Source organism: Nostoc sp. TCL240-02 (genome assembly GCF_013343235.1).
Taxonomy (GTDB): Bacteria; Cyanobacteriota; Cyanobacteriia; order Cyanobacteriales; family Nostocaceae; genus Nostoc.
Window position 1 is genome coordinate 4,751,784 of record NZ_CP040094.1, and the last position, 25,555, is coordinate 4,777,338.

Genomic DNA, 25,555 nt, shown 5'->3' on the forward strand with positions numbered 1-25,555 from the left:
GTGTTTTCGCTTAATGCTGTAGTTCACAGAATTAAATAATCCGGTTGACAATTGTCCACACTTCTAAATCAGAGCGGACATAAGGAACAGAAATTGTTTTGAACCCAGTAATAAAAGGCTTGTAATAAATCTGCCAATACATTGGACTCAGTTCATTGGCACAAGCCTTAAGAAAACGGACTTCTGCCGCCAATTCCCCAGCCAGTTGATTAATGCGTTGAGCATGAACCTGTGCTACTTCTTTCGCTTCTTCTAGCTGCTGCTGTTGGGTAAGTTGTTTTGATTCAACTTGCCAACGCACTAATTTATTTTGTTTTTGTTTGATTTGGACTTCCAAAGCTGCGATCGCAGCATCAATGCCTTGGAGTTCAACTGATAATTGGGCATTTTCTCTAGCTTGACGGCGATATGCTTCAACCATTGCCTGGGGTGAATCATTGTCGCTAGAGATGACATTATTAATAGTGAGTGCAGCGCGTTCTTCTAAAAGAATTTCAATTTGAGAGTTAAGCGCCGCCATTTCAGCCTGAATTTGCTCCATAAATCGAGTTTTAAGTGCTGAGTTTTAAGTGCTGAATAAAATCTTAAAAGCTTTTTGCGCCTTGGGTATCGAGAGAAAGCGATCGCACCTCGGCTGTAATTCCTTCTTCTTGCCAAGCAGCTAACATCGCCGCCTCCACAGCCTCTGAGTGTAATTTATCCGCCAAAGCTAACAGTGTCGGCCCCGCACCACTAATTACCATACCATAAGCACCAGCACTAACAGCTGCGATATTGAGAGCATCATAACCAGGAATCAAAGCTTTCCGATAGGGCTGATGCAACTTATCTTGCAAAGCTGTCTTTAACCATTGTCCGTTACCAGTTTCCAAGCCGCGCAGCAGTAAGCCCAAATGTGCCGTATTGAAAATCGCATCAGCGCGACTCACCTCAGTTGGCAAAACACCCCGCGCCTCTGAAGTCGAAAGTTCAAAATTAGGAATAGCCACAACTGGTACAACATCTTTATGCCAGGGAACATCACAAATTTCCCAAGCTGTGCCACTGGTAGCAGCCAGACGACATCCTCCCAACAAAGCTGGTACTACATTATCAGGATGTCCTTCCATTGCGATCGCTAACTCCATCACCTGCGACTGAGAAAGAGTAGCACCCTCAAGTTGATTGGCAGCAACTAATCCGCCCACAATCGCTGTCGCCGAACTACCCAAACCTCTCGCCAGTGGGACACCTAACTTAATCTCTATTTTCACAGTTGGCGGTGTTTGCTCTATATGTTGATAGAATTTGACAAACGCCTGGTAGAGGAGATTGCTTTCATCAGTTTGGACTCGTTCAGCTTCGGTACCAGTGACATGAATAATTAGCCCACCTTCTTCTAGACGAGTGAACTTGAACTCGTTGTACAGCTTTAAAGCTGCACCAATGCAATCAAAACCAGGCCCCAAATTAGCAGTTGTGGCAGGAACGGTAACAGTGATAGTAGAAACAACAGACATTGGCAAAACTCACTAATCATCAATCAGCATCTCACATAAGTGGTTGAATTCCACCCCTTCTCGGGGTGAGTGCGTCAAACAGGTAAAATGATTTTAAGAAAACTCTTCAGCAGAACTACAACGCTGAGAGTTAGCCTAAAAATATTTTATGGTGCGATCGCAGGAGGCAAAAAATGGGCTTGGCTGGATTAAGAATTGTGTTGGTAGAACCAGCTGGGCCGATAAATATTGGGGCGATCGCCAGGGTAATGAAAAATTTCGGTCTATATAATTTAGTATTAGTCAACCCCCAATGCGATCCGCTATCGACAGAAGCTTTGATGATGGCTGTTCATGCTCAGGAAATTATAGAATCTGCGGAATTAGTAGCCACCTTACCAGAAGCATTACATGGATGTGTACGGGCGATCGCTACCACAGGTCGGGTTCGCAGTTTAGAAACACCTTTAGAAAACCCCCGCACTGCACTACCCTGGTTACTGGAGGAACCAGAAAAACCCACAGCGCTGATTTTTGGCAGGGAAGACCGGGGATTAAGCAATGAAGAATTAAATTATGCCCAGAGGTTTGTTGGTATTCCCACCAGTAAAGATTATGTAGCCCTGAATTTAGCTACTGCCGTGGCAATCTGCTGTTATGAATTGTCACAATCTGCCCAACAATTTGACACTCAGACCATAACCCAAACTGAACTCGCACCCTTAGATGTTTTAGAAGGATACTACCAGCAATTAGAATCACTATTACTGAAAATTGGTTATGTATATCCCCATACAGCAGCTAGTCGCATGGGAAAATTTCGCCAACTATATAATCGCGCTCACCTGAAAACTAGGGAAGTAGCCATGCTGCGAGGAATTTTGCAGCAAGTAGAATGGGCTTTGAAAAACCAGAGGGATAGTGAAAACTTGTAATTATTCGTTTAATATATACGCAATCACCCCCCCAAATATTTAATACGGCTTAAACTAAACACAAAAAGCTACTTAGTGGCAAAGTGGAATTTGAGTATTAATATTGCTTAAGGATTAAGTTTTGGGTCAGAGAAGAGACAGGGGGCAGGGGGCAGGGGAGCAGGGAGCAGGGAGAAGAGGAAAGGGAGACAAGGGGGACAAGGGAGACAAGGAAGACAAGGAAGACAAGGGAGAATTATTGAATAAATCTCTCCTGTCTCCCCTGCCCCCTGCTCCCTGCCCCCTGCCCCTCCGCCCCTCCGCCCCCCGCCCCCCGCCTCTTCAGTCAGGAGTCTGCAAGAAAACAGTCAAGTCGGTCACAAGGAGTAACTGTGTCAGAGTCAAGTGACGAACTAACAGCTTTCTCGCGGCGACAACCCCTAAATCGCCGCCAACGTCCACAAAAAGTTCAAAAAGTGGCGCAAAAGAAAGTTAAAGCTAATAGCCAGCAGCAAGCTGCCAATGGACGGGAAGCGGCGCTAGCACGCCAAAAAAATCGTGTTGCTCCCCCCCCAACCCCTGGTACTACACGTAGGGTAAAATCGGGATTAGTCATGCCAATGGCAGTGAAACCAATACCTACTGTAAAGGGGAAAATTCCTCCCTTTCGACCAGGTGCTGTGATGGTGAAAACAGTGCGGATGGAAAAGCCAAAAAGGGGCCTGCGTTCATCGCGGAAAACGCGATTAAAGCCAATGGCAAAAACCATATTATATGTTGTGCGATTGTTGATAGTGGGTGTTGGGATGGGTGCAATTGTGGGCACAGTGTTGTCAGTATTAGACCCAGCTAATCGCATCAGTACAACTTCTGCACCTCAATCTAATAGTAATGTGTCGCGATCGCAGCCACAACCTACCCAAGCTCCCCCAACTGCATCTTCGAGCCTATATCTATCCCAGGAAATTATCTCCTTGAAAAATGCCGTGCAAAATTTAGCGGCGAACAACCCAAATCTTTCACCCGGTGTTTTCTTGGTAGATTTGGACACTGGTAATTATGTAGATGTCAACGGCTCTACCAGTTTTCCAGCAGCTAGCACAATTAAAGTGCCGATCCTACTTGCCTTTTTCCAGGATGTAGACGCGGGAAAAATTCGCCTGGATGAAATGCTGACCATGCAACAGGATATGGTAGCTGGTGGTTCTGGAGATATGGGGTCAAAACCAGCCGGAACCAAGTACAATGCCCTGGAAGTCGTCACTAAAATGATTACCATCAGCGACAACACGGCGACAAATATGCTGATTGCGCGATTGGGAGGGATGGAGGCGTTAAACCAGCGTTTCCGCACTTGGGGATTGACAACCACAACAATTCGTAATAGCCTACCAGATTTGCAAGGGACAAATACTACTAGTCCCAAAGAATTGGCGAATTTGATGGCTATTGTGAGTCAGGGGAATTTAGTTAGTATGCCATCACGCGATCTCATGCTCGATATCTTGCGTCGCACCCAAAGAGACACTCTGCTACCATCGGGTTTGGGAACAGGGGCAAGAGCATTCCACAAAACGGGCGATATTGGGACTATGCTGGCAGACACAGGTTTAATTGTTGTTCCTACTGGCAAGCGCTATATAGCTACCGTCATGGTACAACGCCCCGAAAACGACCCTCGCGCCGAAAAACTGATTAGCTCAATTTCTCGTGCTGCCTACCAAGAGTTTAGCCAAAATGCTGTTACACCCAACAGTACCACAAGCACTATACCCGCAAATGGTTATCAGCCCCAGATTGGGAGTCCTGCTTTACCCAATAGTACGACAGGTACTGTACCTATGAGTGGTTATCAGCCTCCTGTTGTCAGTCCTGTACCTAATGATATGGGAAGTACTGTACCGGCAAATGGTTATCAGTCTCCAGTTATGAATCAACAGTATTATCCCCAAAGATAAGTAGGTCGACGTATCGTTGAGATAACATAAGGGGCTAGGAGAACTAGCGGTATGCAAACGCTGCAAACCATAAAGTCTACTCCGTAGAGGCTGGCGATCGCAATTGAAGTGACAATTTATGTTTGCAAATCAAATAGGATTGCTATACCCGAAACTATCAACCAAATAGTCATTGCTCAAATTTAAACACTAATTGTCAAAATTCAAACGTTTGCAACAAATGTTCCTCCATATATAAGAAACGCTTAAGTATTTCTTGCAAATGTATAATCAGTTGCCGCAAACGCTTAATACTTTGCAACAAATACTCTTCCATATATAAGAAACGCTTAAGCATTTCTTGCAAAGGTATAATCAGTTGCAGCAAATGCTTAATACTTTGCAACAAATACTCTTCCATGTATAAGAAACGTTTAAATCATTGCAACAATTGTTGTAATGAACTTATGAATTGATTAGTTATTGGTCATTAGACTTGTTGCAAAAGTCCCTAACACCTCTCCTCTAAGGACACACAAGTTTAATTACCCCCCTTAATCCCCCCGATGTATTGGGCTACGGTGTACACACAAGTCAGATCCAGTTTTAGTTTTATCCCAATACGCTTGGGATAAGCCAGAAAGCCTCATGTAGAGACGCGATTTATCGCGTCTAAAAGACTGATACGTTAGAGAGACGCGATAAATCGCCGTCTCTACAAAGAATTTAATTCCTTGACAGACTACTATTTCCGACTTGTGTGTACACCGTAGGGGGTAAAACCCTAGTTATGGCGTAGAGTTTAAATAATAACTCCGTGCAGTTAGTGTATTTAATACCAAATATGCCATCATTAAACTTCTCATTTCTTGCAGTCCACGATACACAACTTGTAAGATTAGGCGCTCTAGCTGAACGATATTTTGCAGATGACCCCAATACTTGTTTAATTAAGTTGCGACAGTTTGGGGAATTGCTGGCTCAGTTAGCAGCAGCCAATATTGGACTTTATGAGGTAGCGGATGAACGGCAGATTAATTTACTGAATCGGTTGCGCGATCGCGGTTTAATTAAAGGAGAAGTCGATCGCTTGTTTCATGAGTTACGAAAAATTGGCAATCAGGCAACTCATGAGCTTTCTGGCAATCACCGCACAGCTTTAAGTGGGCTGAAGTATGCGCGTGAGTTGGGGATTTGGTTTCATCGTTCATTTAGTGGTAATCGTAATTTTGACCCAGGCGCGTTTATTCCCCCACCTGACCCCAAAATAGAGACACAGGCACTTAAAGCCGAGTTAGAGCGCCTGCGAGATGAGGTACAAAAGAATTTTTCGGAGGCTGAGGCGGCACAAGCATTAGTAGCAGCTGAGACGCTGCGTAGAAGTGCCTCCGAAGATTTAGCACGGGAAGCAGAGTTGAAAGTAGAGGAGGTGTTAAATCACCTAGCAGAAATTCAGGCTCAAGCAAAAAGTGAGACTCAGCAAACCATTCAGCAAACCATTACTCAAGCTCAAGTGGCGGAAAGTGGTGTGTTGCTGGATGAAAGAGAGACACGCAGACTAATTGATGCTCAACTGCGGGCAGCCGGTTGGGAAGCAGATTCCGAAGAACTGACTTATCAAAATGGTGTGCGTCCTCAAAAGGGAAAAAATTTAGCAATAGCTGAGTATCCCACTGTGAATGGACGGGCTGATTATGCGTTATTCTGCGGTTTGCAAATTGTGGGAGTAGTGGAAGCTAAACGGCAAAGCAAAGATGTTTCTGAAGGTGCGCTTAATCAAGCTAAACGATACAGTGAGGGATTCCAAATTACGGGAGAAATGTTTGCAGGTGGGCTGTGGCAAAATTATCAGGTTCCATTTGTCTTTGCAACCAACGGACGACCATATTTACAGCAACTTCAAACTAAGAGTGGCATCTGGTTTTGTGATTTGCGGCGAGCGACTAATCTTCGCGTCTGTCTACCTACCTGGCACTCTCCTCAAGGATTACTTGATATTTTAACTCAAGATGTTGACCAGGCAGTAACTCGTTTAGCCCAAGAAGGTTTTAGCTATGGGTTGAAATTGCGCGATTATCAAATTCGCTCCATCCAAGCGGTAGAGTCTGCCTTGGCACGAGGACAACGAGAATTACTCGTGGCGATGGCAACAGGAACAGGAAAAACTAAAACTTGCATTGGTTTAGTTTATCGGCTGCTGAAAACTAAGCGGTTTCGCCGAGTGTTGTTTCTAGTCGATCGCACCGCATTAAAAGAGCAAACCACTAACGCCTTTAAAGATTCTCGCATGGAAAACCTGCAAAGTTTCGCTGACATATTTGAGATTAGCGATCGCAACAACACCGAATTCGACCGCGATCTTAAAGTTCACGTTACCACAGTGCAGGGCATGGTCAAGCAAGTTCTCTACCCTGCTGATGGTACAATTGTTACACCCGATCAATATGATTGCATTGTGATCGATGAGTGTCACCGGGGCTATTTATTAGATCGAGATTTAAGTGATACAGAATTAGAGTTTCGGGATTTTAACGATTACGTGTCGAAATATCGGCGGGTTTTGGAGCAGTTCGACGCAGTTAAGATTGGTTTAACCGCAACTCCAGCACTACATACTACAGAAATTTTTGGCAACCCTGTCTACACTTACAGTTATCGAGAAGCTGTAATCGATGGTTGGTTAATTGACCATGAGCCGCCCTTTCAAATTAAGACAAAGCTTTCTGAAGAAGGGATGGTGTGGAATCCTGGTCAGCAGATGGAGTTTTTCAATCCCCAAACAGGGCAACTTGATTTAGTTCATGCCCCGGATGAAGTGCGAATTGATATCGAGCAATTTAACCGCAAAGTTGTGACTGAGGAATTTAATCGCGTCGTCTGTGAAGCTTTAGCGGAGCATATTGACCCCTCCCTAGCAGAAAAAACCTTGATTTTTTGCGCCACTGATGCTCATGCAGATATTGTTGTCAATCAACTTAAACAGACGTTTCAGGATAGATATGACAGCGTTGAAGATGATGCTGTGGTCAAAATTACCGGGAATGCAGATAAGCCATTGGAGTTGATTCGCAAATTCCGTAATGAAGTTAATCCGAAAGTTGCTGTAACCGTAGACTTATTAACTACCGGGATTGATGTGCCGGCAATTTGTAATCTTGTGTTTATTCGCCGAGTCAATTCTCGAATTCTCTATGAGCAGATGTTGGGAAGGGCTACCCGCCTTTGTGATGAAATTGGGAAAGAAGTGTTTCACATTTTTGATGCAGTGCGGCTATATGAAGTGATCGCACCTGTTTCCACGATGAGACCCATTGTAGTTAATCCTAACATTACCTTTACCCAACTACTGCAAGAGTTAGAGACAGTTAACACTGATGCCGTCGAGATAGTAATTGAGCAATTGCTAGCCAAACTGCAACGGCAACGGAGACATTTAAGCGACAGTAACCGCGAACAATTAGAAGCGATCGCGCAAATGCCAATAGAAAATATCGGATCTCACCTCAAGCAAAGTACAATACAACAAGTGCGGGAATGGTTTCGAGAGAAAAAAACAATCGCTCAAATTCTTGACCGTCGAGATGGTGGAACTCAGCCAATATTAATTTCCCATCATCTTGATGAATTAGTCTCAATTGAACGCGGTTATGGCAGTGCTGCACGTCCAGAAGATTATCTAGAAAGTTTTAGAGCCTTTTTGCTAGAGAACATGAACAAAATTCCGGCGCTGATTGTTGTCACACAGCGCCCCCGTGAGTTAACAAGGGCGCAACTTAAAGAACTGCGAATGCAGCTTGATGCAGCCGGATACTCTCAAACCAGTTTACAAACGGCATGGCGAGAAACGACTAATGAAGATATTGCCGCTTCAATTATCGGCTTTATTCGTCAAGCGGCCTTGGGTGATGCTTTAATTCCTTACAGTGAACGGGTTGAAGGCGCTATGAAAAAAATTCTCGCAAGTCAGCCTTGGAATACACCACAACGCAAATGGTTGGAACGGATTGGGAAGCAACTCAAAGCGGAAATAATTGTTGATTGCGAAGCCTTTGAGAGAGGAGAGTTTAAAAGTCAAGGTGGTGGATTTGAGCGATTAAATAAGGTTTTCGGTGGAGAATTAGAGAATATTGTGATCAAGATTCATGAGAGTCTTTGGGATGTTGCGATTTGATATGATTCGTGGCTACGGTGTAATTACCCCCCTTAATCCCCCCGATGTATTGGGGGAAACAAGAAATAAATCTAGTTCCCTCCCCAATACATACGGGGAGGGTTAGGGTGGGGTAAAACCTTACGTCTACTACTCTCCGCGCCTCTGGGCCTCTGCGTGAAAAAAATCTATTATGACCGCTACCACCGATATTGTTCAAAAACTCTGGAATTTATGCCACGTCTTACGAGATGACGGCGTTACTTATCTGCAATACGTTACAGAATTAACCTATCTGCTGTTCCTAAAGATGGCGCAGGAAACGGGGGCGGAGGCGCAATTATTACAAGGCTATCGCTGGGACGACTTGGTTACTCAGGATGGGGTAGAGCAACTAACATCTTATAGAAAACTCTTACTTATGTTGGGTTCGGAGAATTCATCTTTGCGAGTACAGGCGATTTTTGCTAATGCTCAAACTTCCCTCAAGCAACCCCGCATTCTTAAGAAGCTTGTCACCAGTATTGATGAATTGGACTGGTTTTCAGAACATCGAGACGAGTTTGGCGATTTGTATGAAGGACTATTACAGAAAAACGCCGACGAGAAGAAATCTGGTGCAGGACAGTATTTTACACCCAGACCGTTGATTGATTGCATGGTTTCCTTACTGAAGCCACAACCAGGAGAATTAATCCAAGATCCGGCAGCTGGAACTGGAGGGTTTTTGATAGCCAGTGATCGCTATATTCGACAATACCATGATCCCTTCGAGTGGACAGAAGCACAGCAATCTTTCCAGCAGCATCAGGCGTTTTATGGTATGGAGTTGGTGCAGGATGCTCACCGCTTGCTGTTGATGAATATGATGTTACACGGAATTGAAGGGGCTGTAGATTTGGGTGATAGCCTTTCCGCAGAGGGACAGCGACTAGCAAAAGCCGATGTCATTCTGACCAATCCACCCTTTGGGACAAAAAAAGGAGGTGGGCTACCTTCACGGGATGATTTTACTTATCCCACCTCAAACAAGCAATTAGCCTTTTTGCAACATATCTATAGAACCCTCAAACCAGGGGGACGGGCTGCGGTAGTTTTGCCAGATAACGTATTGTTTGAAGATGGACAAGGGCGAGCAATTCGGGCTGACTTGATGGCTAAATGTAATTTGCATACCATTTTAAGGTTGCCCACTGGGATATTTTACGCCCAAGGTGTTAAGACAAATGTATTATTTTTCCAGCGTGGCACAACGGAGAAAGGCAACACTAAAGCAGTTTGGATTTACGATATGCGTACCAATATGCCCAGCTTTGGTAAACGTATTCCCTTGACTCGTGGGCATTTCTCTGAGTTTGAGCAGTGCTATGGAAATGATCCCAATGGCAATAGTCCCCGTGTCGATTTGGAAGAAAATGGGCGTTTTCGGTGCTTCACGCGAGAGCAGATTACTAAGCGTAACGAAAATTTGGATATTTCTTGGCTGCGAGATGATAGCTTGCGATCGGGTGATAATTTACCAGAGCCGGAGATAATTGCAGCTGAGATTATGGAAAAGCTGCGAATTGCCACAAAGGAGATGGAAGCTTTGATGATATTGCTAGAAGGTGAAGAAGCGGCGGAGGCGGTGAGTGCTTCGGTGGGAATGCCAACTTTAGAATAGAAGCATGAGTAGTAGTGCATCAAGGATTAATTGACAGATAGATTTTCTGTAGAGACGGCGATTTATCGCGTCTATCTAACCGTCAAAATGAGATAGAAGCGTCAACTGATGAATTTTGGTAAAGGCTAGGGAGTAGTTAAATGACCATTGAACAAGCCATTGTAGAAAAGCTGCGGATATTACCGCCTGAGAAGCAACAAGAGGTATTAGCCTTCGTTGAATTTTTGCAAACTGACGAGTGGGAAAAAGTTTATCAAGGACGCTTTAAGGAACTTCAGCAGGAAATTCAGATTGGCATTGAGGCGGCTGAACGGGGTGAAGTGGTGGATGCAGAAGAGGTATTTCAAAGGTTACGCAGGAAGTTGCAACAAAAACGCGCTCAGGCTGGTCAATGAGCAACATTTGCAGGTTTACTATTCTGGCAAGTCGAGACATTGAGACTATCATCGACTATATTGCCGACAATAGCAGTTTTGATGCTGCCGATCGCCTTCTCGCCAAAATCAACAATAAATGTGAAAGGTTGGCAAACTTCTCTGGTATGGGACGTAGGCGAGATGAATTAGCTCCAAATATGCGGAGTTTTCCAGTTGATGATTACCTAATTTTCTATCGTCCAATTGATGAAGGCGTTGAAATTTTACGTGTTGTGAGCGGCTATCAGAATTTGAAAGATTTGTTTTCAGAACAGGATGAGATTTAACAAGTTATGAAGACGTTTACCGCTTATGTGGAATACGATTCAGTCACAAAATTATATGTCGGTATTGTTCCAGGGATTCCAGGGGCACATACTCAAGCAGAGAGTTTAGACGAATTACAGGAAAATTTGAAAGAAGTAATTGAGCTTTGTTTGGCTGAGTATGGTAATGATTTAGACGAGTTACCCCGGTTTGTGGGAATTCAACAAATTGAGGTAAGTGCATGAGCAAACTGCCAATTGTCAATTATCAGACAATGGAAAAGCTTTTGCTAAATTTGGGTTTTGAAGCAGTCAGACAAAAAGGTAGTCACGTTTTTTATCGACATCCCGATGGTAGAACGACAACAGTTCCTCATCACAAAGGTCGAGATATTGCCCGCCCATTAATTCGGGAAATTCTTAGAGAGATTGAGTTAAGTCCAGAAGAGTTTGTACAAGAGTTAGAGAGTTTGTAGTTTACATGAATGACGAATTAATAGAATTGCCTGATGGTTGGTGCTGTGTAATGCTCAACGATTTAGGTGAGCTAAAGAGAGGTAAATCGAAGCATAGGCCAAGAAATGATCCAAAACTGTATGGTAATTTTGTTCCATTCATTCAAACTGGAGAGGTTGCACGTTCAAAAGGAAGAATTTTAAAGTTTTCAAAGATGTATAGTGAATTTGGTGTTCAACAAAGCCGTATCTTTCCACAAGGCACAATTTGTATAACAATTGCTGCAAATATTGCAGATACAGGAATTTTAGGTTTTGATGCTTGTTTTCCAGATAGCATTGTTGGTCTCATCACTGAAGATAAACTAGCTGATCCTTATTTCATTGAATATTTCCTCCGAACTATACGAGAAGATTTAGCGCAATTTGCACCAGCTACAGCACAAGCAAATATCAATATAGAGATACTTAATAAAGTTGTCGTACCTCTACCACCACTCAACGAGCAAAAGCGGATTGTTGCCAAGATTGAAGAATTAAACGATCGCACTCAACGAGCCAAGGAAGCGCTAGAGACTATACCCCAATTGTGCGATCGCTTTCGCCAATCCGTCCTCGCTGCCGCCTTTCGAGGCGATTTAACAGCCGACTGGCGTGAACAAAACCCAGACGTTGAATGGAAAGAATTAACACTGGGAGATGTAATTAAAAATAAACCTAGAAATGGTTATTCTCCTAAACCAGTTGACTACCCGACCAAGGTTAAAAGCTTAACTTTAACTGCTACTACATCGGGAACTTTTAAGCCTAAGCATTTTAAATATATTGATGAAGATATTGAGCCTACCTCACATTTGTGGCTCACTCCAGGAGATATTCTTATCCAGAGAAGTAACACTTTAGACTATGTTGGTACTAGTGCAATTTATGATGGTAACTTAAGAGAATTTATTTATCCTGACTTAATGATGAAAATTCAGGTTATAGAAGAAAAAGTAAAAATTGAACTTATTCATTATCTTCTTTCTAGTCAAGCAACTAAAGAATATTTCAAAAATAATGCAACTGGAACGGCAGGCAATATGCCAAAAATTAACCAACAAATTGTGATGAATACTCCTGTTTTTATCCCTCCTATTGAGGAGCAAAAAGAAATTGTGTCTCTAATTCAGCAATGTTTCACAGCTATTGATTGTATTCAACAACAATATCAGAAAGCTAAAACCAATTTAGATCAACTCAATCAATCAATCCTCGCCAAAGCCTTCCAAGGTGAACTCGTCCCCCAAGATCCCGATGATGAACCTGCATCAGTCTTACTAGAACGAATTCGAGCAGAACGAGAAAAATTAAACAATGGCAAACAAAAAAGCCAACGAACAAGCAAGCGCAAAAGCAAGACAGTAGAAGAACAAGGAGTAACGTAATTGCGAATTGCGGATTGCGAATTGTTTTAACTTTTTTGATACCGCATTCCTGGTAATTGCGAAACTAAACCCATAAGTTCCAACTGTAACAAAGCACCCGAAACTGAGCCAGCAGCCATACTGCTTTGTTGGACAATAAAATCGAAGGGTAAAGCATCACTTGTAAACGCATCCATTACCCTTTGCAATTCTGGCGATAAAGTTGGCATTAACTGTTCTGGCGCTGTGGAAGCCTCGACTGCATCAATTTGTGGTATTGCTCCTAGCATTGTTAACAGTTCGTCTAATTCCTTGAGAATGAAAGAAGCTCCCTGACTCAGTAACTTTAAGCACCCTTGAGATGGATGATCGTCCACTCTACCAGGCAATGCATAGACATCTCTGCCAAATTCATTTGCGTAGGTTGCAGTAATTAACGCACCAGATTTTAAAGGCGCTTCCATTACCAAGATAGCGCGGCTTAAACCTGCAATAATTCGGTTGCGGCGGGGAAAGTGAGTGCGATCGGGTGGGGTTTTTGTGGGGTACTCACTTACAACTAACCCAGCCGTCAAAATTTGCTTGTACAAATCTCGATTTTTATGTGGATAAATGACATCTACACCAGTTCCTAAAACTGCGATCGTGCGTCCACCTGCTTTCATGGCAGCGATGTGGCTTTCTGTGTCAATTCCCTCTGCCATCCCAGAAACAACTGTAAAGCCATTTTTAGCCAAAGCTGTACTAATTTGGCGAGTCCAACGGATGCCATATTCTGAGGGTTGGCGTGTGCCGACAATCCCAACCATCGGTTTTTGTCCAAGATTTTCTTGGAGTTCGACTTCACCGCGATAGTACAAAATCGGCGGTGGACTGGGAGTTTCTAATAGTAAGCGGGGATAATCTGCATCTGCTGGTGTCCAGAAATGAGAGTTTTCCTGCTGGTGCTTGGTAAATAGTTGTTCTGGATGCAAACGCGATCGCTGTTGTACTACTTTTTCTAGTGTCTGAAAACCAAAACCCTCCACTTCTCCTAACTCTACCTTGGTAGCGTTCCAAGCTGTTGCCAACGTGCCAAAATGCTGTTGCAGTCGTCGCAATAATACCGGGCCAATTCCCGAAATTTGCGCCCAAGCTATCCAATATGCGCCTTCTTCCACCACGGTTTCATCCTCACGCCCACTGGATTGAGTATTCCCAAATTGGGCTTGGCTGTTGATGGGGATGAGGGAGCAGGGGAAGAATTAATGACAAATGACAAATGACTAATAACTAATGACAAATGACAAATGACTAACCCCTTGACTTTTGACTCTTGACTCTTGACTATTAACTATTGACTATCTATCTTCTGATCTTCTGTGATGAAATATTTTTATCGTCTTTTAATAAGCCTATCTGGGTGCTTAATATTTTTACTGGTGCATAGTGGTCTTGGTTTGTTGCCTAGTTTGGCAGCCGAGAAAGTTACTGTCAGATACGGGTTGTTTGAGCAATCGATCCCGGTGGCAGATATACGCAACTATGGCGAGAAGCAAAAGGCTTCTAGCGATCTACAATCTTTCTTAGATTACCTCAGCGCTAAAGAGAAAGAAAAGTTTCAAGAAGCCCTGCAAGTGAAAATGTCGCTTGATATTGTGGCTTTAGATAAGCTGGTAAATACAGGAATGGGCAAGCAAATTTTATCTTTTGCTTCTGGTGCGATCGCCCGTCGCGATCAAGCCAGTACACAAGCCCTACGTTCTGCCATTATCATCGGAGCAAAATCACCAGAAGGTCTAGGATTAATCAGCTTTTTAGAAGCATATCCTAGTAATCAACTAGTTGTTGACGTGTCAAAAATTTCTAAGCTAGTTGGACTGGCAAATTCCTCTTCTAACTCTGCTGATGCACCACCAAAAGACAATGTAAGTTCTTCAGCTTTTGGAAAAATTGCACTGCAATATCAAATACTCGCCGCCCAAGATAAACAGTTTTCAGGTTGCTTATTTGGCGATTCTATTTCGGCTGGACTTGGTAATACCCTTGGGAGCGGCACTTTTAATTTTGGGTTAAATGGCTTAAGCACAATCTCATTACTAGAACAATTGAAAAGTTTAATTCCTACTAAAGTTAAATGCGAAAAAGCTATTATTGCTGTGGGTGGGAATGATGCTTGGTATGGAATTAGTGATGAGTTGTTTAGCAAAAATCTACAAGAGGCGATCGCACTTGTCAGAACAATGGGAAATAAAGAGATTTTTCTGATTCCGGCTTTTTATTCAACAGTTGCAGCAAGCTTAGATCCAACTTTATCAGCCCCACTTCCTAAAGTTGAGCAAATTAATGTTCTGATTAATCAAGTTGCTGAGAAAGAAAAAGTGCCAGTTGCAGCAGCAGGATTAGCACCATTGTATGAGAATAATGTTCTTAAAGATAATTTGACGAGTGATGGCGACCATCTCAATGCCGAGGGTCTAAAAATTTATCGACAAGCATTATTACAAATCCTGAAAAAATAATATAATGTCGTCTAATTTTCCATACTAAAACCACCTACCAAAGTTACGTTTATCTAAACATAATTCGTAGTTCGTAACTCAAAATTACGAATTACAAATTATTACTTTTAGGCTTTCCAATTCAAAAACCGCGCATAAATATAAGCGATGCCTTCATCAAGAATTGTCCGCACACCTTGGCTAGAAACCCACCATTTGTTTGGATCGTAATCATGTGTTTTGGCTGCGATCGCACCAACTTGGACTTTAGGTGTAAGTATTTTTCTGAATAGCAACCAACTCCTACGGGTGTGAACATCCAGAGAAAAAACATTAATTGATTGTAGCTTTAAATTGGAATCGGATAGCCAGCGATAAAATTCAACAGCAGATGCATAACTACGATCCTTTATTACCGTTGGTGTCGGGACAGCTACTACCTTCTCTGATTCTAAACCGAGTTTCTCGAAGGTAGCGGCTGATACTTCTGCAAAGCTTTTGTATTCGCTAAGATAATTTCCTTTTTCTATTGATCCTCCTGTAGTAATTACTAGATTATAAGAACCGTTTTTAAATTCAGTTAAAGCTTGTTGTATGGCATAATCTGGTAGCCATCCTTCAACAACTAATACTTCTGCTGATTTGATAGGGGAAGTCACGGCGAGAAATGAGTGTACATGAGTAATAGCGAAAAATATTAAATAAGCAATCAAAGCGATCGCAATCGCCCACCCCTGAGCCGTAAGTGTCCACATTTCTTGGCGTTTTATTAGTTTGATTTTTGGAAAATTTTTACGCCGACGGTTTTTTGCCTGCATTAAACCTTAGTTAAACGTTGTTCTTTCAAGTAAGTAAATACAGATTTATCTCCAATATCAGCAGGAATTGCTTGCACTGTCTTTCGCAGGGCAAATACCAAAAACAACGTTGCCCAAATTCCTAATAAAACACTTTCCCCCTGAGTTGGTAAAATTCCCACCAAATGTCCTAATAACAGTAGCGGTACTATTAGGGTTAATACTTTGGTTTCTAAGCGATTGAAGCAAAAAGCCTCTTTAAAAAAAATCCCTGTCAAAGCAACGAAGATAAAACCAACTCCAAATAAGGTAAGAGGCTGGTTGTAAACAGTCAGAGCTAAAGGTTCAGTACTAGAGATTGCCAGAATAACTGATGCTATACTACCGATCGCCCAAAAAATTTGCAACATTCGATGCAGTGATGCCATATAGATATGAATGGTAAATAAACTTACACCAAGAGCGAGACTAAAACAAGCATATAAAGGTGTAAGTGCAGTTACAACAGTTGGGTTATTGTTGAACAAAATCAAAACGCTGCCTATAGCAAAGCTGACTGCTGCTATTATTAAGCCAGCACGGTAGATAATTACGCCAGTGCGATCGCTCTGAGTAATTGTAAATTCCCCAAACTGACCTTGATAAACTTCTGGTGGAGGTAGTGTTTGTGTAGTCATAGTTAAAAATATTGTTACGATTTACTAATAGAGTACAATGGGAGATTGCTGAAGGGTTACTTTTCTTATCGATAACGAAACGAACTTTTTTTAATTATCGCCAAAGTCTTCAGCAATTTTTGTCGTATTAGTTGACTTAATAGACGCGGTAGCGGACGAATCATCTCTACCATTTGACCAGATTTTCCTGAAGAGCGTATAGTCTCTAGTTTAGCTGAGGACTTGATTCTAAAATTGGACTTTAGTTGTAGACACTAGATATTGACAAATTTGAAATTTAGTGTATAAGAGAATTTTGCATCAGATAACTCCATAGCTAAAGGTTCAGATGAGCGATCGCATTACAGAATAATTTCCACTTAAGTCCATAGCGATCGCAATCATTAAATTGTATGATTTGACTCAAAAATATGCTTGAAGATAAGGGAAGGTCATGGATGTCGAACAGCAAACCTCTGTGCATCTAAGCTAATCGTCCTTTAAATTGCACTATTTTCATAGTAATAAACCCTCTCCCCTGCCCCCTGCCCCCCTGCGGTCTCAATGTGCAAATTAAATGCTTGACAGCTTACCCATATTTTGGCGCAAGAAAGCAGGGGCATCCACTTTTTAAAATCCGTCGTTTGTCTCACCAAAAATTCCAACACTGGCAAGCCCAACACATAACCACGTTGTAGGGACGCACAGCTAGCTGTGCAACTAATGAAACAATGATTTTTGGGGAATTAAACCGCGTCTATGTTGAAAACTGTAGTTTTTTGGAATTAGGGTAAAGCTCAAAACTCAAGCTACGACCTAATAATATACTCTTCTTAATCACTCCAGGTTTCAACACGGACAAGGTTGATATCAAGTATAAAATCGGATAATTTATACTAAAGTCCATTAGGATTTGATACAAACAAATTGTATCCTGTATCTTAGCAGTATGCTGTAGTTAGGCTATTGATGGAGGAAAGTTAAGATGAGCAATGTCCAAAGACGAGCCACTTTGCGTCCCAGTACGGTTGGACATCAGAAAGCAAATACATCTACTTTTCTGAATCCATCCCTTGCCTCACCAAGTATTCCAACGCTGGCGAACCCGATACGCGGCTTTGGCTCCCAAACAATGTCATCAACAGACCTTCAAGAGGTGCAGTCTGCTGATGAGCAAGGAGTAAAATCTGAACCAATCAAACAATCGCCTCTGAGTCATGACATTAGTCGTATGTCATTGCGTCCACAAAAAGCATTCACCAAAGGCGTGATTAATAGATTAGAAAATGCAGTCATTCAGGGAAGTGGTATAAAAAACGCCTCCTATGGAGCCGACGTTGTGCCTCCTAGTGGTGGACAAAATCTTCCAGAACCTATCCTAGCAAAGATGCAGACAGCATTTAATGCAGATTTATCAGATGTGAAAATTCATACAGATGGTCAAGCAGAAAAGCTAGGTTCTCAGGCTTTCGCATCTGGTAATAATTTACATTTTGCTCAGGGAAAGTACGATCCGGAAAGTCAATCTGGTCAAGCTCTAATTGGACATGAATTAAGCCATGTAGTACAACAACGACAGGGACGGGTTAATATCCCAAAACTACCTGGAGAAGGGAATTCCATAGTTGTGCAAGACCAAGCTTTGGAAGCAGAAGCTGATTTACTAGGTAATAAGGCAGCAGCAAGCCCTGATGCAATCACGAAACAGTCTATTCAAGCCAAGAAAATAGACGGAACTGTAAGCAAGGCAGTTCAGCAAAAGCCAATTGTACAAAATGTTCTACCAGTAATTGGTACGATCGGTGCTTGGGGTGCTAGTCTCGTAACTGAATCAGCAGCAGCAGCAGCAACCGTAGCAGCAGCAACCATTCAAGCGGGACAAGCAGCTGCACAGGTAGGAAGTGCGCTTGCTCCTGGACAAAGCGGTGTTCAAAGCGTTCAACTAGATAATGGATATATGTCACCTGTAGATAAACAAAAACTACAGTTGATTACCCAATATCGTCTAATTAATGCCTATGTGAGTCACTGGAAACGACAGCATCCTGATGTACCCCTAGCTCCACCGACCCAAGGAACTGCCCCAGCCCCGACCCCAGCAACTCCAGCACCGACCCCAGCCCCAGCAACTCCAGCACCAGATTCACTTAATCAATCTGGTGGTACTTTGGATTTAGCCATCTTGGAAGCTGTAAAGGCAGAAGTTCAGTTGCAGATTGAAACACTACTTAATACAAATCAAAAAACAACAAACAATGTAGAATTTATTTGGTCAGACAGTGGAGATCACACAGCAGATATAGTCGGTACTGTTGGAGCAGTTGGGTTTAGCAATCTTAGAGGAACTTTTATCAAGGAAACTCTGCAATTAAGTAGTGATGCGGCTCAAATCCCGAACTTAGATCCGCCAAGCAGGGGACAAGAAATGGATGTGAGACAATTCCGAGGTGGAAGTATGCGTCGGGGTTCTTCAATGTCAATTGGCTATGGTGATTCGTTATCCATCAATTTGACAGGTAGCGGCCCGACAATTGACCATGCGGGCAACAATGGTCATGGAGAACACACTTACTCTACTGACTGGAATTGGGATGGCAATACAACACAAGGAGATTTCCCTCTATATATTCTATCTGATGGAACTCCTGTATTTAATTATGCAAAATGGAGCGGTACACCCGACGATAATTCCTATTTTTAGGTTTGACTTTACCTAGCAGAAAATTTCCGAAAACGCTCAAAATAATTGCTAAATAGTGAAGAAGGAATTTTCATTGAAAGTCACAGATTCCCGACTTTTTGAGAAGTTGAGATCTGTAACTTTCACGAATGATTAGAATGCTATATGATGGTCACTTGATTGCTGCTTATTAAAGCTATCTAAGCTCCACGTATGGAAGAGATAATTTCCACTTAAGTCGATGGCGATTGCCTACGGCACACTACGTAATCGCAATTAGATAAATTTTATGATGTGTGTTATCAATATGCCTTGGTTGAGCCATAAATGAAGGAAGGGTGATATGAGCAATGACGGACGACAAGCTTCTGGGCATCTACGCATAGTTCAGCATCAGAAAACAGGTATATCCACTTTTATAAATCCGTCTCTTGCCTCATCAACTATTCCCACACTGGCTTCTCCAATGCGTGGCTTTGGTTTACAAACAAATAATCCTCCAATCCAAAGACTAACTGAGGCATCAACTGAGCTTCAAGAAGTGCAGTCTGCTGATGAGCAATTCTTGGAACCAGAAGCCGTCAAACAACAGCCCCTTAGTCATGATATTAGTCGCATATCCTTGCATCGTCCCCAGGCAAAACTCACAGTTGGTGCGACAGACGATCATTATGAGCAGGAAGCCGATCAAGTTGCCGATCGGATTATGCGAATGGCTGAACCAGAGCCAATAGGTTTACAGAATACACAAACTCAAGACCAAGTGCAAACTAAGCCTCTAGCCTCTGCCATAACTCCTCTAGTGCAACGGGAGGCAATGCCAGAAGAGGAAGAGGAGTTACAAACTAAACTTATTAATGCACCTATCCAAAGAGAGATTTTACTAGAAGAAGAATTACAAACTAAGCGATCGCTACAACTCGCTACCAATGACAGCTTTCAGACTGAGGACAACTTTGAAAGTCGGCTAAACAGCAGTGAAAGTGGAGGAAGCCCGTTACCAGATACAGTGCGTTCTTTCATGGAACCACGTTTTGGTACAGATTTTAGTCAAGTACGGTTACATACAGGCACTCAAGCGGTGCAGATGAATCAGGATTTGAATGCTCAGGCATTTACCCACCAGCAAAACATTTTCTTTGGTGCAGGCAAGTCACCAGGTAATGATGCATTAACCGCCCATGAACTGACTCATGTGGTGCAGCAGACGGGAACAGCCCAGAGAAAATTAATTCAACGGGCAATTAATCCCACATACGATCTGACACATGGTGTTTTTGAAGTAAATGCCACACCAAACGGCGCGAGTTTACCGATTACTATTCGTTTCAAACCCAAAACCACCGCTCCCTACTCTAACCAGATTGGACTGATTCAGATTGTGCGTCTGACAAATGCTACAGGTACAAATGTCGAACCTCAGTCTTTACCTGCTGCTAGTGGTGCTAGCCTCCGTACCACTGCTGATGCAACCACGGGAGTTGAAGGCGGATATTTCACTGATGCGCTGCATAATGATGCACCTGCCCACGGTGGTACAGGAACCAATGCCGCAGCCGGAAGTGCATTACCTGCCCAGTACCCCTTTGGCAACGACCCAGCCCAACCCAATCCCGCAACCCCTGGACTTTCACGACCCTCTTCTAGCGGTGCAAGCGGAGCCACTATTGGTTACAAACGCTCCGATGACCCCACTGATATCAAAGCAGCAGAACTAACCGATGCTCCCGGAGGGGCTGGTGAGTTCAACTTCGACTTTCAGACGGTGGCTAAGGGAGAAGACACCATGACAACTTACGGAGCGCTTCATTGGGGCTTCCAAATCCGTGCTGGCAAAGTTGAGAACGATCATGCATCAGCACAGGATGGTCAATCTGCCACCTTCGATGCAGCTTTGCAGAAGCATCAAGATTTTTACGTACACGAACCAGTCATTTTTTACTTTGATTTCGACAGTGACCAACTGAGTTCCAGCGAAACAGGCAAGATTGATACATTCTTAGATTACCTGCGGCGATTCCCTGATGTAAAAGTAACTCCTGAAGGCTTCGCTGACAGGCGCGGCGGTGCTTCTCAGCACAACCTCGATCTATCTCTACGCAGAGCGCAGGCAGTGGGAGCAGCCCTGCGTGCTAAGGGTGTAGCTGAAGCTCAAATTAGTGCTGTTACTATCGGCTCTGGTTCAACCGAAGACTTTACCCCTGATGCCACAACTAACCAAGATACAGAAGCAAATCGTCGGGGCAATCGCCGGGTCGTTTTGAGCTTTCAGCATGTGCCAGCAGCAGCACCAGCAGGGGGAGGAGGGACACCTTGATCTTGAGAACGATCGGAATATTCGTGATACTTGTGATGCTGGCGATCGGAGGAAATTTGTATATGAATAATCAAGACGCTACCGCGACACCTATGAAGCAGATCAAAGCACGTCTCTACTCCACAGATCAAGACACTAGCGCTTTAGCACTAGGTGAATTGATCCGTTTAGGCAAAAAGGCTACCCCGGTTTTATTGGAAGCTTTGACTAATCCCAACCCCCGTACCCGTCGGCTTGCAGCCGAGGGACTGAGCGAAATTGCCGATCCCGCTAGTGCCGATGCTTTGTTCCAAGCCACTCATGACACTAATCCAGAAGTGCGTGCCCGTGCTGCCACTGCTCTACACCAATTAGGAGATAAACGTTCATTATCCGCTTTGGTCGCTACCCTTGATGATTACCCTGACATCCTGCACAATCCCTACACAGCTTCGATGTATCCTTTAATGCGAGGTGGAAAAGAAGTTTTACCTTTGGTAATTCCTCTTTTGCAAGCACCAAATGATCTCACTCGTGAGCGGGCTTTTTTGATTGTTAAAGCTGTAGTGAGTAAGCTACCCCAAGGGCAAGACTGGAATCAGTTGTGGCAGAGTTTGGGAAGTTATGATCCCGCAGGTCAAAAGACAGAACGTGACAAGGCTGCTCAAAAATGGCAGGAATGGTTGAGCAAATAATTTAATTAGTCACAAAAAAACCAAGTATGTTAGAAACGTAAATAGGCTTAAAACCCTGACTAATGAGAAATGACAGCCTTAGCTAGTTAGCTTTAATTTCGCCGACCTACTTACCCATTAGTAGCGGAGTTACCTAACCGTATTATCCAGTCCCCCTACGATTCTTGAACCCAAACAAAGCGCGATCGTGAGCGATGCCGCTGCTGCTAGCGCCGCTACCGTCCGAATGTGATTCCAGATTGTCCAGTTGCTCAAGTAGCTAGACCATAGGTTCGCACCTTCAGTGCTGTCCGGCTCGACTTTCGCCAGGGCTTCGTTGAGCGGCACATTGAAAACTATTGTCACGCCTAATGTACCAACGAGGTAGAGCAAGCTGCCGAGAAGCAAGTAGGCGGCACCGGGTTGATGCCACTTTAATAGCGAGGAGATTAAAAGAAAGATACAAGCCGCAGCCGTTCCCAAAAACGCTGTCATAAAAAATGGATTGATTACCGTGATATTGATGGATTGCATAGCAGCAATGCCCTGCGGCGGTTTCAGACGAGCAAGAGCGTTCATCACGAAAGTCGAGAAGGCGAAGAAAACTCCGGCTATTAGCCCGCAGCCCAGTGCCGAGAAAAGCTTTAATGCGAAATAATATTGTTGAGTTATCAGATGTTGCAGCATCGCCTCACCGAAAAAATGGGTATGAAGCCCCGTCCTTGCAGGACAGCTTTTGTTAATAGAAATACTAACGCTTTGGTATCCTATTTATTGGTTAGCAGGATTAGCAAAAGCTATCACTGCCTTAGTATCTCTATATACAGCAATAGCTCTAGCACCTTTAATTCCTAAAGTATTAGCATTACCAAGTACAGCACAGTTAGAAGCAGCGAATCTTTCAATGTATAACGTGTGACTGTTAATGACAAGGTTGTTGAAGATTGTCAGAATTGGCTGAGTTTCCATCCGGTTTGGGGAGAATTGCCAGTAGAGGCACTGCAAGCGATCGCTCAGTCGTTCCATTGCTTTGGTGTAGAACCCCAAACGTTGATCTACCAAGAGGGACAAACCCCCATCGGGCTGTACCTGTTGAAGTCGGGAACAGTGGAGATTTTCCAGCGTTCACTGATTGTCAATTGCTAATTCGCTACCGGAATGCAGGGGATTTGTTTGGTCATACGCTGATTGCAAATAGGAACCTATCAAACCAGGGCGATCGCCCTGGAAGAAGTGAACCACAAGTCCGTAAACGCCGCCCAAAAGCTTACCCTTTAATGACAAAACCTCGGCACTCATTACAAAAGCAACTGCAAACCGCTTAAACCAAAAGTGTTTCGGCTTTTCTTAGTGTCATTCGTCCTTAGGCATTGGGAAGAATTTCTTCCCTATTCCCCGGTTTGTCAGTCGGGAATAGTGACTTTTTAGCTCAAATATAGAGTATACTCTTCTTAACAGTTAATTAGTCTTTTTGTCATGGCTAACCTACTACTTGACAACGGTACGATTGAGAGCGATTTAGGCGAAATAGCTCGTGAACTTGCGCCTTTTGACATTCAACTCAGACATTACGACCCAGGAACATCGCTACTCTTCCCCAATCTGTTAAACCAGGACGTTTTAACTGAGTCTGAGAAACGTTATTGCGTAGAACTCCATAACAGCGTCTTTGAATTTCTTCAGCAAGAAAATGGCGCTATCTGGTGTGACTTGCTAAATGTGCATCCAGGTTCCTTTAATCTTCATCATCTGATAGCAACCTACAGCCGTTACCATACTCATCCTGCGCCTGAAGCCCTCTACGTGTTAGCAGGAGAAATGATCTATGGCTTTGTACGACCTGATGGCAGTCAGGTACAGCTTTTAGTTCAGGCACAAGACTATCTTTACATCCCCGCTGAGGTTGAGCATTGGTGTAGTCCAACTGCGTCGTTGAATTTCAAAGCAGTACGCTATTTTGCAATAGCCGAAGGTTGGGTTCCCAATTATACGGGTACTCAAGTTAGTGATTCGCTCAATAAGCCAGGTTAAAGCTCAGTTACATTATTGCAAACTGTGATATTAGTTTTTATCCAATTGAACAGGTTGTCATCTACCTCAAAGAAACCACGGCAAACGCAGTATCATCTGACTTGACAAAATGGTTAAATAATGTAGTGTAAAACTGAAAGATTCACTCAACTTCCTCACAGAGAATTAACAGCGTTTCCATCGCCTCTGCTAGAGAAATCAACTCTGTCCAAGAGGAGCCACTAACTAAATTTTGGGCGTGAGCTAATCGGTTTCGCAACTGTTCCGCAGACTTTAGGAAGCGTTCACCAAACCGTTTGGATTTTAATCCCAGTTGCTGGAGAAGTTCTGGCTGATTTAAAATTAACTCTCGCTTATCACAGAATTGCAGATAATCTAACAAATCCGTAGCTTCGTTTCTTTCCTGACTCTCTCGCCACAATCGTTGAGCAACCTCTAAGCGCTCAGGTTTGAGGACTTTTTGCCAAGAATCTTGAGGATAGTAAATCCGCACTAGGCGCAGCAAATTCATTTCTAGGAGCGTTACCAAGCCAAACAGCAGCATTCGCGCGGGTGCTTTCTGTAAGTCGCCACAGGTAATAATACCACTTACCTGATTGCAGTCCAAGACAAACAATCGCGGAGTTTGTTTTAGAATGGGTAGCAACTTGATCAATGGGGTAGAAATGGCTATGAGTTCTTTGGGATGAAACACCCGTTGATAATCGCCACACTTGCCTTCTTTGCCTTGAATCAAACTAGAGCGTTCTACATAACCGCTTATAATATCTCCTGTCTCAACGCCGATAACATCAAAATTTTGTGCCTGCATCCAATGCAGCACTTCTGTCGCCTCCGCATTAGCTGGCATAGCTTTGAGGGGTTCTGCCACATATTCAATGGTGATATTGTTCTCAAATAAACCCCGCAGGTCTTGAGAACGCGATTTTAGGTGTTTCATCCTCCGGTTGTGAACTCATGCTTGTACCATTTATTTGTGAAGCTGCGCCAAATTTCCTTTGCTTCTTCTTTCTTTCTTTGTGTCCTTTGCGTCCTTTGCGGTTCGTTCCTCATATAGTTCGGCGCACCTTCATACAGAATTGGTATTAAATAATCTTAGGGCACTCACGTGATGTCTGCGACGGGCTACGCCTACGCCAGTGGAATTTTCTGCCAGATTACCCCTGCATAGGTGTAGCCCGCCATAGGCATCACTATCTCGACAAATGCCATAGACCAATATCATACTATTCTAGTTGGTATAAAGATAGTGACGT

At 43.3% G+C, this 25,555-nt stretch carries 24 protein-coding genes; 14 read left to right on the top strand and 10 right to left on the bottom strand.

Going from position 1 to position 25,555, the window contains the following annotated elements:
• Positions 1-31: 31 nt before the first annotated feature.
• Positions 32-541: a hypothetical protein gene (locus tag FBB35_RS20205; RefSeq protein WP_174711119.1), complete on the bottom strand. Its 510-nt coding sequence runs from the start codon at positions 539-541 to the stop codon at positions 32-34.
• Between the two features lie 43 nt (positions 542-584).
• A complete protein-coding gene (thrB, locus tag FBB35_RS20210; protein WP_174711120.1) occupies positions 585-1,499 on the bottom strand; it encodes a homoserine kinase in 915 nt (304 codons plus the stop codon).
• 173 nt (positions 1,500-1,672) lie between these two features.
• On the opposite strand from thrB, the gene FBB35_RS20215 reads away from it, so the two are divergent.
• The 9 genes from FBB35_RS20215 (at position 1,673) to FBB35_RS20255 (ending at position 12,706) form a co-directional block, all read left to right on the top strand.
• The gene (locus FBB35_RS20215) at positions 1,673-2,413 is read left to right on the top strand and encodes an RNA methyltransferase (protein WP_174711121.1); all 741 of its coding nucleotides are present in this window, start codon (positions 1,673-1,675) and stop codon (positions 2,411-2,413) included.
• Between the two features lie 371 nt (positions 2,414-2,784).
• Positions 2,785-4,350, top strand: a complete 1,566-nt coding sequence (locus FBB35_RS20220; RefSeq protein ID WP_174711122.1) for a serine hydrolase — start codon at positions 2,785-2,787, stop codon at positions 4,348-4,350.
• Positions 4,351-5,173: 823 nt separating this feature from the next.
• A complete protein-coding gene (hsdR, locus tag FBB35_RS20225; protein WP_174711123.1) occupies positions 5,174-8,500 on the top strand; it encodes a type I restriction-modification system endonuclease in 3,327 nt (1,108 codons plus the stop codon).
• 172 nt (positions 8,501-8,672) lie between these two features.
• The gene (locus FBB35_RS20230) at positions 8,673-10,142 is read left to right on the top strand and encodes an N-6 DNA methylase (RefSeq protein WP_174711124.1); all 1,470 of its coding nucleotides are present in this window, start codon (positions 8,673-8,675) and stop codon (positions 10,140-10,142) included.
• A gap of 140 nt (positions 10,143-10,282) precedes the next feature.
• Entirely contained in the window at positions 10,283-10,537 is a 255-nt protein-coding gene (locus FBB35_RS20235; protein WP_174711125.1) for a hypothetical protein, read from the top strand.
• On the top strand, positions 10,534-10,845 hold the full coding sequence (locus FBB35_RS20240) for a type II toxin-antitoxin system RelE/ParE family toxin (protein ID WP_174711126.1): 312 nt from the start codon (positions 10,534-10,536) through the stop codon (positions 10,843-10,845). The genes FBB35_RS20235 and FBB35_RS20240 overlap by 4 nt, the downstream gene beginning before the upstream one ends.
• A gap of 6 nt (positions 10,846-10,851) precedes the next feature.
• The gene (locus tag FBB35_RS20245; RefSeq protein WP_174711127.1) at positions 10,852-11,070 is read left to right on the top strand and encodes a type II toxin-antitoxin system HicB family antitoxin; all 219 of its coding nucleotides are present in this window, start codon (positions 10,852-10,854) and stop codon (positions 11,068-11,070) included.
• The gene (locus FBB35_RS20250; RefSeq protein ID WP_174711128.1) at positions 11,067-11,300 is read left to right on the top strand and encodes a type II toxin-antitoxin system HicA family toxin; all 234 of its coding nucleotides are present in this window, start codon (positions 11,067-11,069) and stop codon (positions 11,298-11,300) included. The genes FBB35_RS20245 and FBB35_RS20250 overlap by 4 nt, the downstream gene beginning before the upstream one ends.
• Positions 11,301-11,305: 5 nt before the next feature.
• Positions 11,306-12,706 (top strand): restriction endonuclease subunit S, encoded by a 1,401-nt coding sequence (locus tag FBB35_RS20255; RefSeq protein ID WP_174711129.1) that lies wholly within the window; start codon positions 11,306-11,308, stop codon positions 12,704-12,706.
• A 26-nt stretch (positions 12,707-12,732) separates the two neighbouring features.
• Here FBB35_RS20255 and dprA read toward each other — a convergent pair whose 3' ends face one another.
• Positions 12,733-13,848, bottom strand: a complete 1,116-nt coding sequence (dprA, locus tag FBB35_RS20260) for a DNA-processing protein DprA (RefSeq protein WP_174711130.1) — start codon at positions 13,846-13,848, stop codon at positions 12,733-12,735.
• A gap of 258 nt (positions 13,849-14,106) precedes the next feature.
• Between dprA and FBB35_RS20265 the strand changes: the two genes are divergently transcribed.
• A complete protein-coding gene (locus tag FBB35_RS20265; RefSeq protein WP_254625634.1) occupies positions 14,107-15,186 on the top strand; it encodes an alpha/beta hydrolase in 1,080 nt (359 codons plus the stop codon).
• Between the two features lie 107 nt (positions 15,187-15,293).
• Here the strand turns inward: FBB35_RS20265 and FBB35_RS20270 are convergent, their stop codons facing one another.
• Both FBB35_RS20270 and FBB35_RS20275 read right to left on the bottom strand, forming a co-directional pair.
• Positions 15,294-15,983: an ElyC/SanA/YdcF family protein gene (locus FBB35_RS20270; RefSeq protein ID WP_174711132.1), complete on the bottom strand. Its 690-nt coding sequence runs from the start codon at positions 15,981-15,983 to the stop codon at positions 15,294-15,296.
• Positions 15,983-16,639, bottom strand: a complete 657-nt coding sequence (locus tag FBB35_RS20275) for a DUF2301 domain-containing membrane protein (RefSeq protein WP_174711133.1) — start codon at positions 16,637-16,639, stop codon at positions 15,983-15,985. Before FBB35_RS20275 ends, FBB35_RS20270 begins: the two co-directional genes overlap by 1 nt.
• Before the next feature lie 964 nt (positions 16,640-17,603).
• Between FBB35_RS20275 and FBB35_RS20280 the strand changes: the two genes are divergently transcribed.
• The 3 genes from FBB35_RS20280 to FBB35_RS20290 all read left to right on the top strand — a co-directional run bounded on the left by FBB35_RS20280 (position 17,604) and on the right by FBB35_RS20290 (position 22,289).
• A complete protein-coding gene (locus FBB35_RS20280) occupies positions 17,604-19,319 on the top strand; it encodes a DUF4157 domain-containing protein (protein WP_174711134.1) in 1,716 nt (571 codons plus the stop codon).
• Between the two features lie 322 nt (positions 19,320-19,641).
• Entirely contained in the window at positions 19,642-21,615 is a 1,974-nt protein-coding gene (locus FBB35_RS20285) for a DUF4157 domain-containing protein (RefSeq protein WP_174711135.1), read from the top strand.
• 62 nt (positions 21,616-21,677) lie between these two features.
• Complete coding sequence (locus FBB35_RS20290) at positions 21,678-22,289, top strand: HEAT repeat domain-containing protein (protein ID WP_174711136.1); 612 nt, start codon at positions 21,678-21,680, stop codon at positions 22,287-22,289.
• A 129-nt stretch (positions 22,290-22,418) separates the two neighbouring features.
• Here FBB35_RS20290 and FBB35_RS20295 read toward each other — a convergent pair whose 3' ends face one another.
• From FBB35_RS20295 to FBB35_RS20305, 3 genes are all read right to left on the bottom strand, one after another.
• A complete protein-coding gene (locus FBB35_RS20295; RefSeq protein ID WP_174711137.1) occupies positions 22,419-22,955 on the bottom strand; it encodes a DUF1772 domain-containing protein in 537 nt (178 codons plus the stop codon).
• Positions 22,956-23,039: 84 nt separating this feature from the next.
• Positions 23,040-23,330 (bottom strand): hypothetical protein, encoded by a 291-nt coding sequence (locus FBB35_RS20300; protein ID WP_174711138.1) that lies wholly within the window; start codon positions 23,328-23,330, stop codon positions 23,040-23,042.
• A gap of 63 nt (positions 23,331-23,393) precedes the next feature.
• Entirely contained in the window at positions 23,394-23,567 is a 174-nt protein-coding gene (locus FBB35_RS20305; RefSeq protein WP_174711139.1) for a hypothetical protein, read from the bottom strand.
• A 177-nt stretch (positions 23,568-23,744) separates the two neighbouring features.
• Between FBB35_RS20305 and FBB35_RS20310 the strand changes: the two genes are divergently transcribed.
• Positions 23,745-24,299, top strand: a complete 555-nt coding sequence (locus FBB35_RS20310; protein ID WP_174711140.1) for an acireductone dioxygenase — start codon at positions 23,745-23,747, stop codon at positions 24,297-24,299.
• Positions 24,300-24,441: 142 nt separating this feature from the next.
• Here FBB35_RS20310 and FBB35_RS20315 read toward each other — a convergent pair whose 3' ends face one another.
• Together FBB35_RS20315 and FBB35_RS20320 are read right to left on the bottom strand one after the other, a co-directional pair.
• A complete protein-coding gene (locus tag FBB35_RS20315) occupies positions 24,442-25,239 on the bottom strand; it encodes a hypothetical protein (protein ID WP_174711141.1) in 798 nt (265 codons plus the stop codon).
• 129 nt (positions 25,240-25,368) lie between these two features.
• Positions 25,369-25,524 carry a hypothetical protein gene (locus tag FBB35_RS20320; protein WP_174711142.1) on the bottom strand — a complete coding sequence of 52 codons (156 nt, stop codon included), beginning with the start codon at positions 25,522-25,524 and terminating at the stop codon, positions 25,369-25,371.
• Between the last annotated feature and the right edge of the window lie 31 nt (positions 25,525-25,555).

Bases quoted from the DNA above. Each gene is read 5' to 3' on its own strand.
- FBB35_RS20205 (WP_174711119.1), bottom strand. From the start codon at position 541: ATGGAGCAAATTCAGGCTGAAATGGCGGCGCTTAACTCTCAAATTGAA.
- thrB (WP_174711120.1), bottom strand. From the start codon at position 1,499: ATGTCTGTTGTTTCTACTATCACTGTTACCGTTCCTGCCACAACTGCT.
- FBB35_RS20215 (WP_174711121.1), top strand. From the start codon at position 1,673: ATGGGCTTGGCTGGATTAAGAATTGTGTTGGTAGAACCAGCTGGGCCG.
- hsdR (WP_174711123.1), top strand. From the start codon at position 5,174: ATGCCATCATTAAACTTCTCATTTCTTGCAGTCCACGATACACAACTT.
- FBB35_RS20230 (WP_174711124.1), top strand. From the start codon at position 8,673: ATGACCGCTACCACCGATATTGTTCAAAAACTCTGGAATTTATGCCAC.
- FBB35_RS20235 (WP_174711125.1), top strand. From the start codon at position 10,283: ATGACCATTGAACAAGCCATTGTAGAAAAGCTGCGGATATTACCGCCT.
- FBB35_RS20240 (WP_174711126.1), top strand. From the start codon at position 10,534: ATGAGCAACATTTGCAGGTTTACTATTCTGGCAAGTCGAGACATTGAG.
- FBB35_RS20245 (WP_174711127.1), top strand. From the start codon at position 10,852: ATGAAGACGTTTACCGCTTATGTGGAATACGATTCAGTCACAAAATTA.
- FBB35_RS20250 (WP_174711128.1), top strand. From the start codon at position 11,067: ATGAGCAAACTGCCAATTGTCAATTATCAGACAATGGAAAAGCTTTTG.
- FBB35_RS20255 (WP_174711129.1), top strand. From the start codon at position 11,306: ATGAATGACGAATTAATAGAATTGCCTGATGGTTGGTGCTGTGTAATG.
- FBB35_RS20270 (WP_174711132.1), bottom strand. From the start codon at position 15,983: ATGCAGGCAAAAAACCGTCGGCGTAAAAATTTTCCAAAAATCAAACTA.
- FBB35_RS20275 (WP_174711133.1), bottom strand. From the start codon at position 16,639: ATGACTACACAAACACTACCTCCACCAGAAGTTTATCAAGGTCAGTTT.
- FBB35_RS20280 (WP_174711134.1), top strand. From the start codon at position 17,604: ATGAGCAATGTCCAAAGACGAGCCACTTTGCGTCCCAGTACGGTTGGA.
- FBB35_RS20285 (WP_174711135.1), top strand. From the start codon at position 19,642: ATGAGCAATGACGGACGACAAGCTTCTGGGCATCTACGCATAGTTCAG.
- FBB35_RS20290 (WP_174711136.1), top strand. From the start codon at position 21,678: ATGAATAATCAAGACGCTACCGCGACACCTATGAAGCAGATCAAAGCA.
- FBB35_RS20295 (WP_174711137.1), bottom strand. From the start codon at position 22,955: ATGCTGCAACATCTGATAACTCAACAATATTATTTCGCATTAAAGCTT.
- FBB35_RS20305 (WP_174711139.1), bottom strand. From the start codon at position 23,567: ATGAGTGCCGAGGTTTTGTCATTAAAGGGTAAGCTTTTGGGCGGCGTT.
- FBB35_RS20310 (WP_174711140.1), top strand. From the start codon at position 23,745: ATGGCTAACCTACTACTTGACAACGGTACGATTGAGAGCGATTTAGGC.
- FBB35_RS20315 (WP_174711141.1), bottom strand. From the start codon at position 25,239: ATGAAACACCTAAAATCGCGTTCTCAAGACCTGCGGGGTTTATTTGAG.
- FBB35_RS20320 (WP_174711142.1), bottom strand. From the start codon at position 25,524: ATGATATTGGTCTATGGCATTTGTCGAGATAGTGATGCCTATGGCGGG.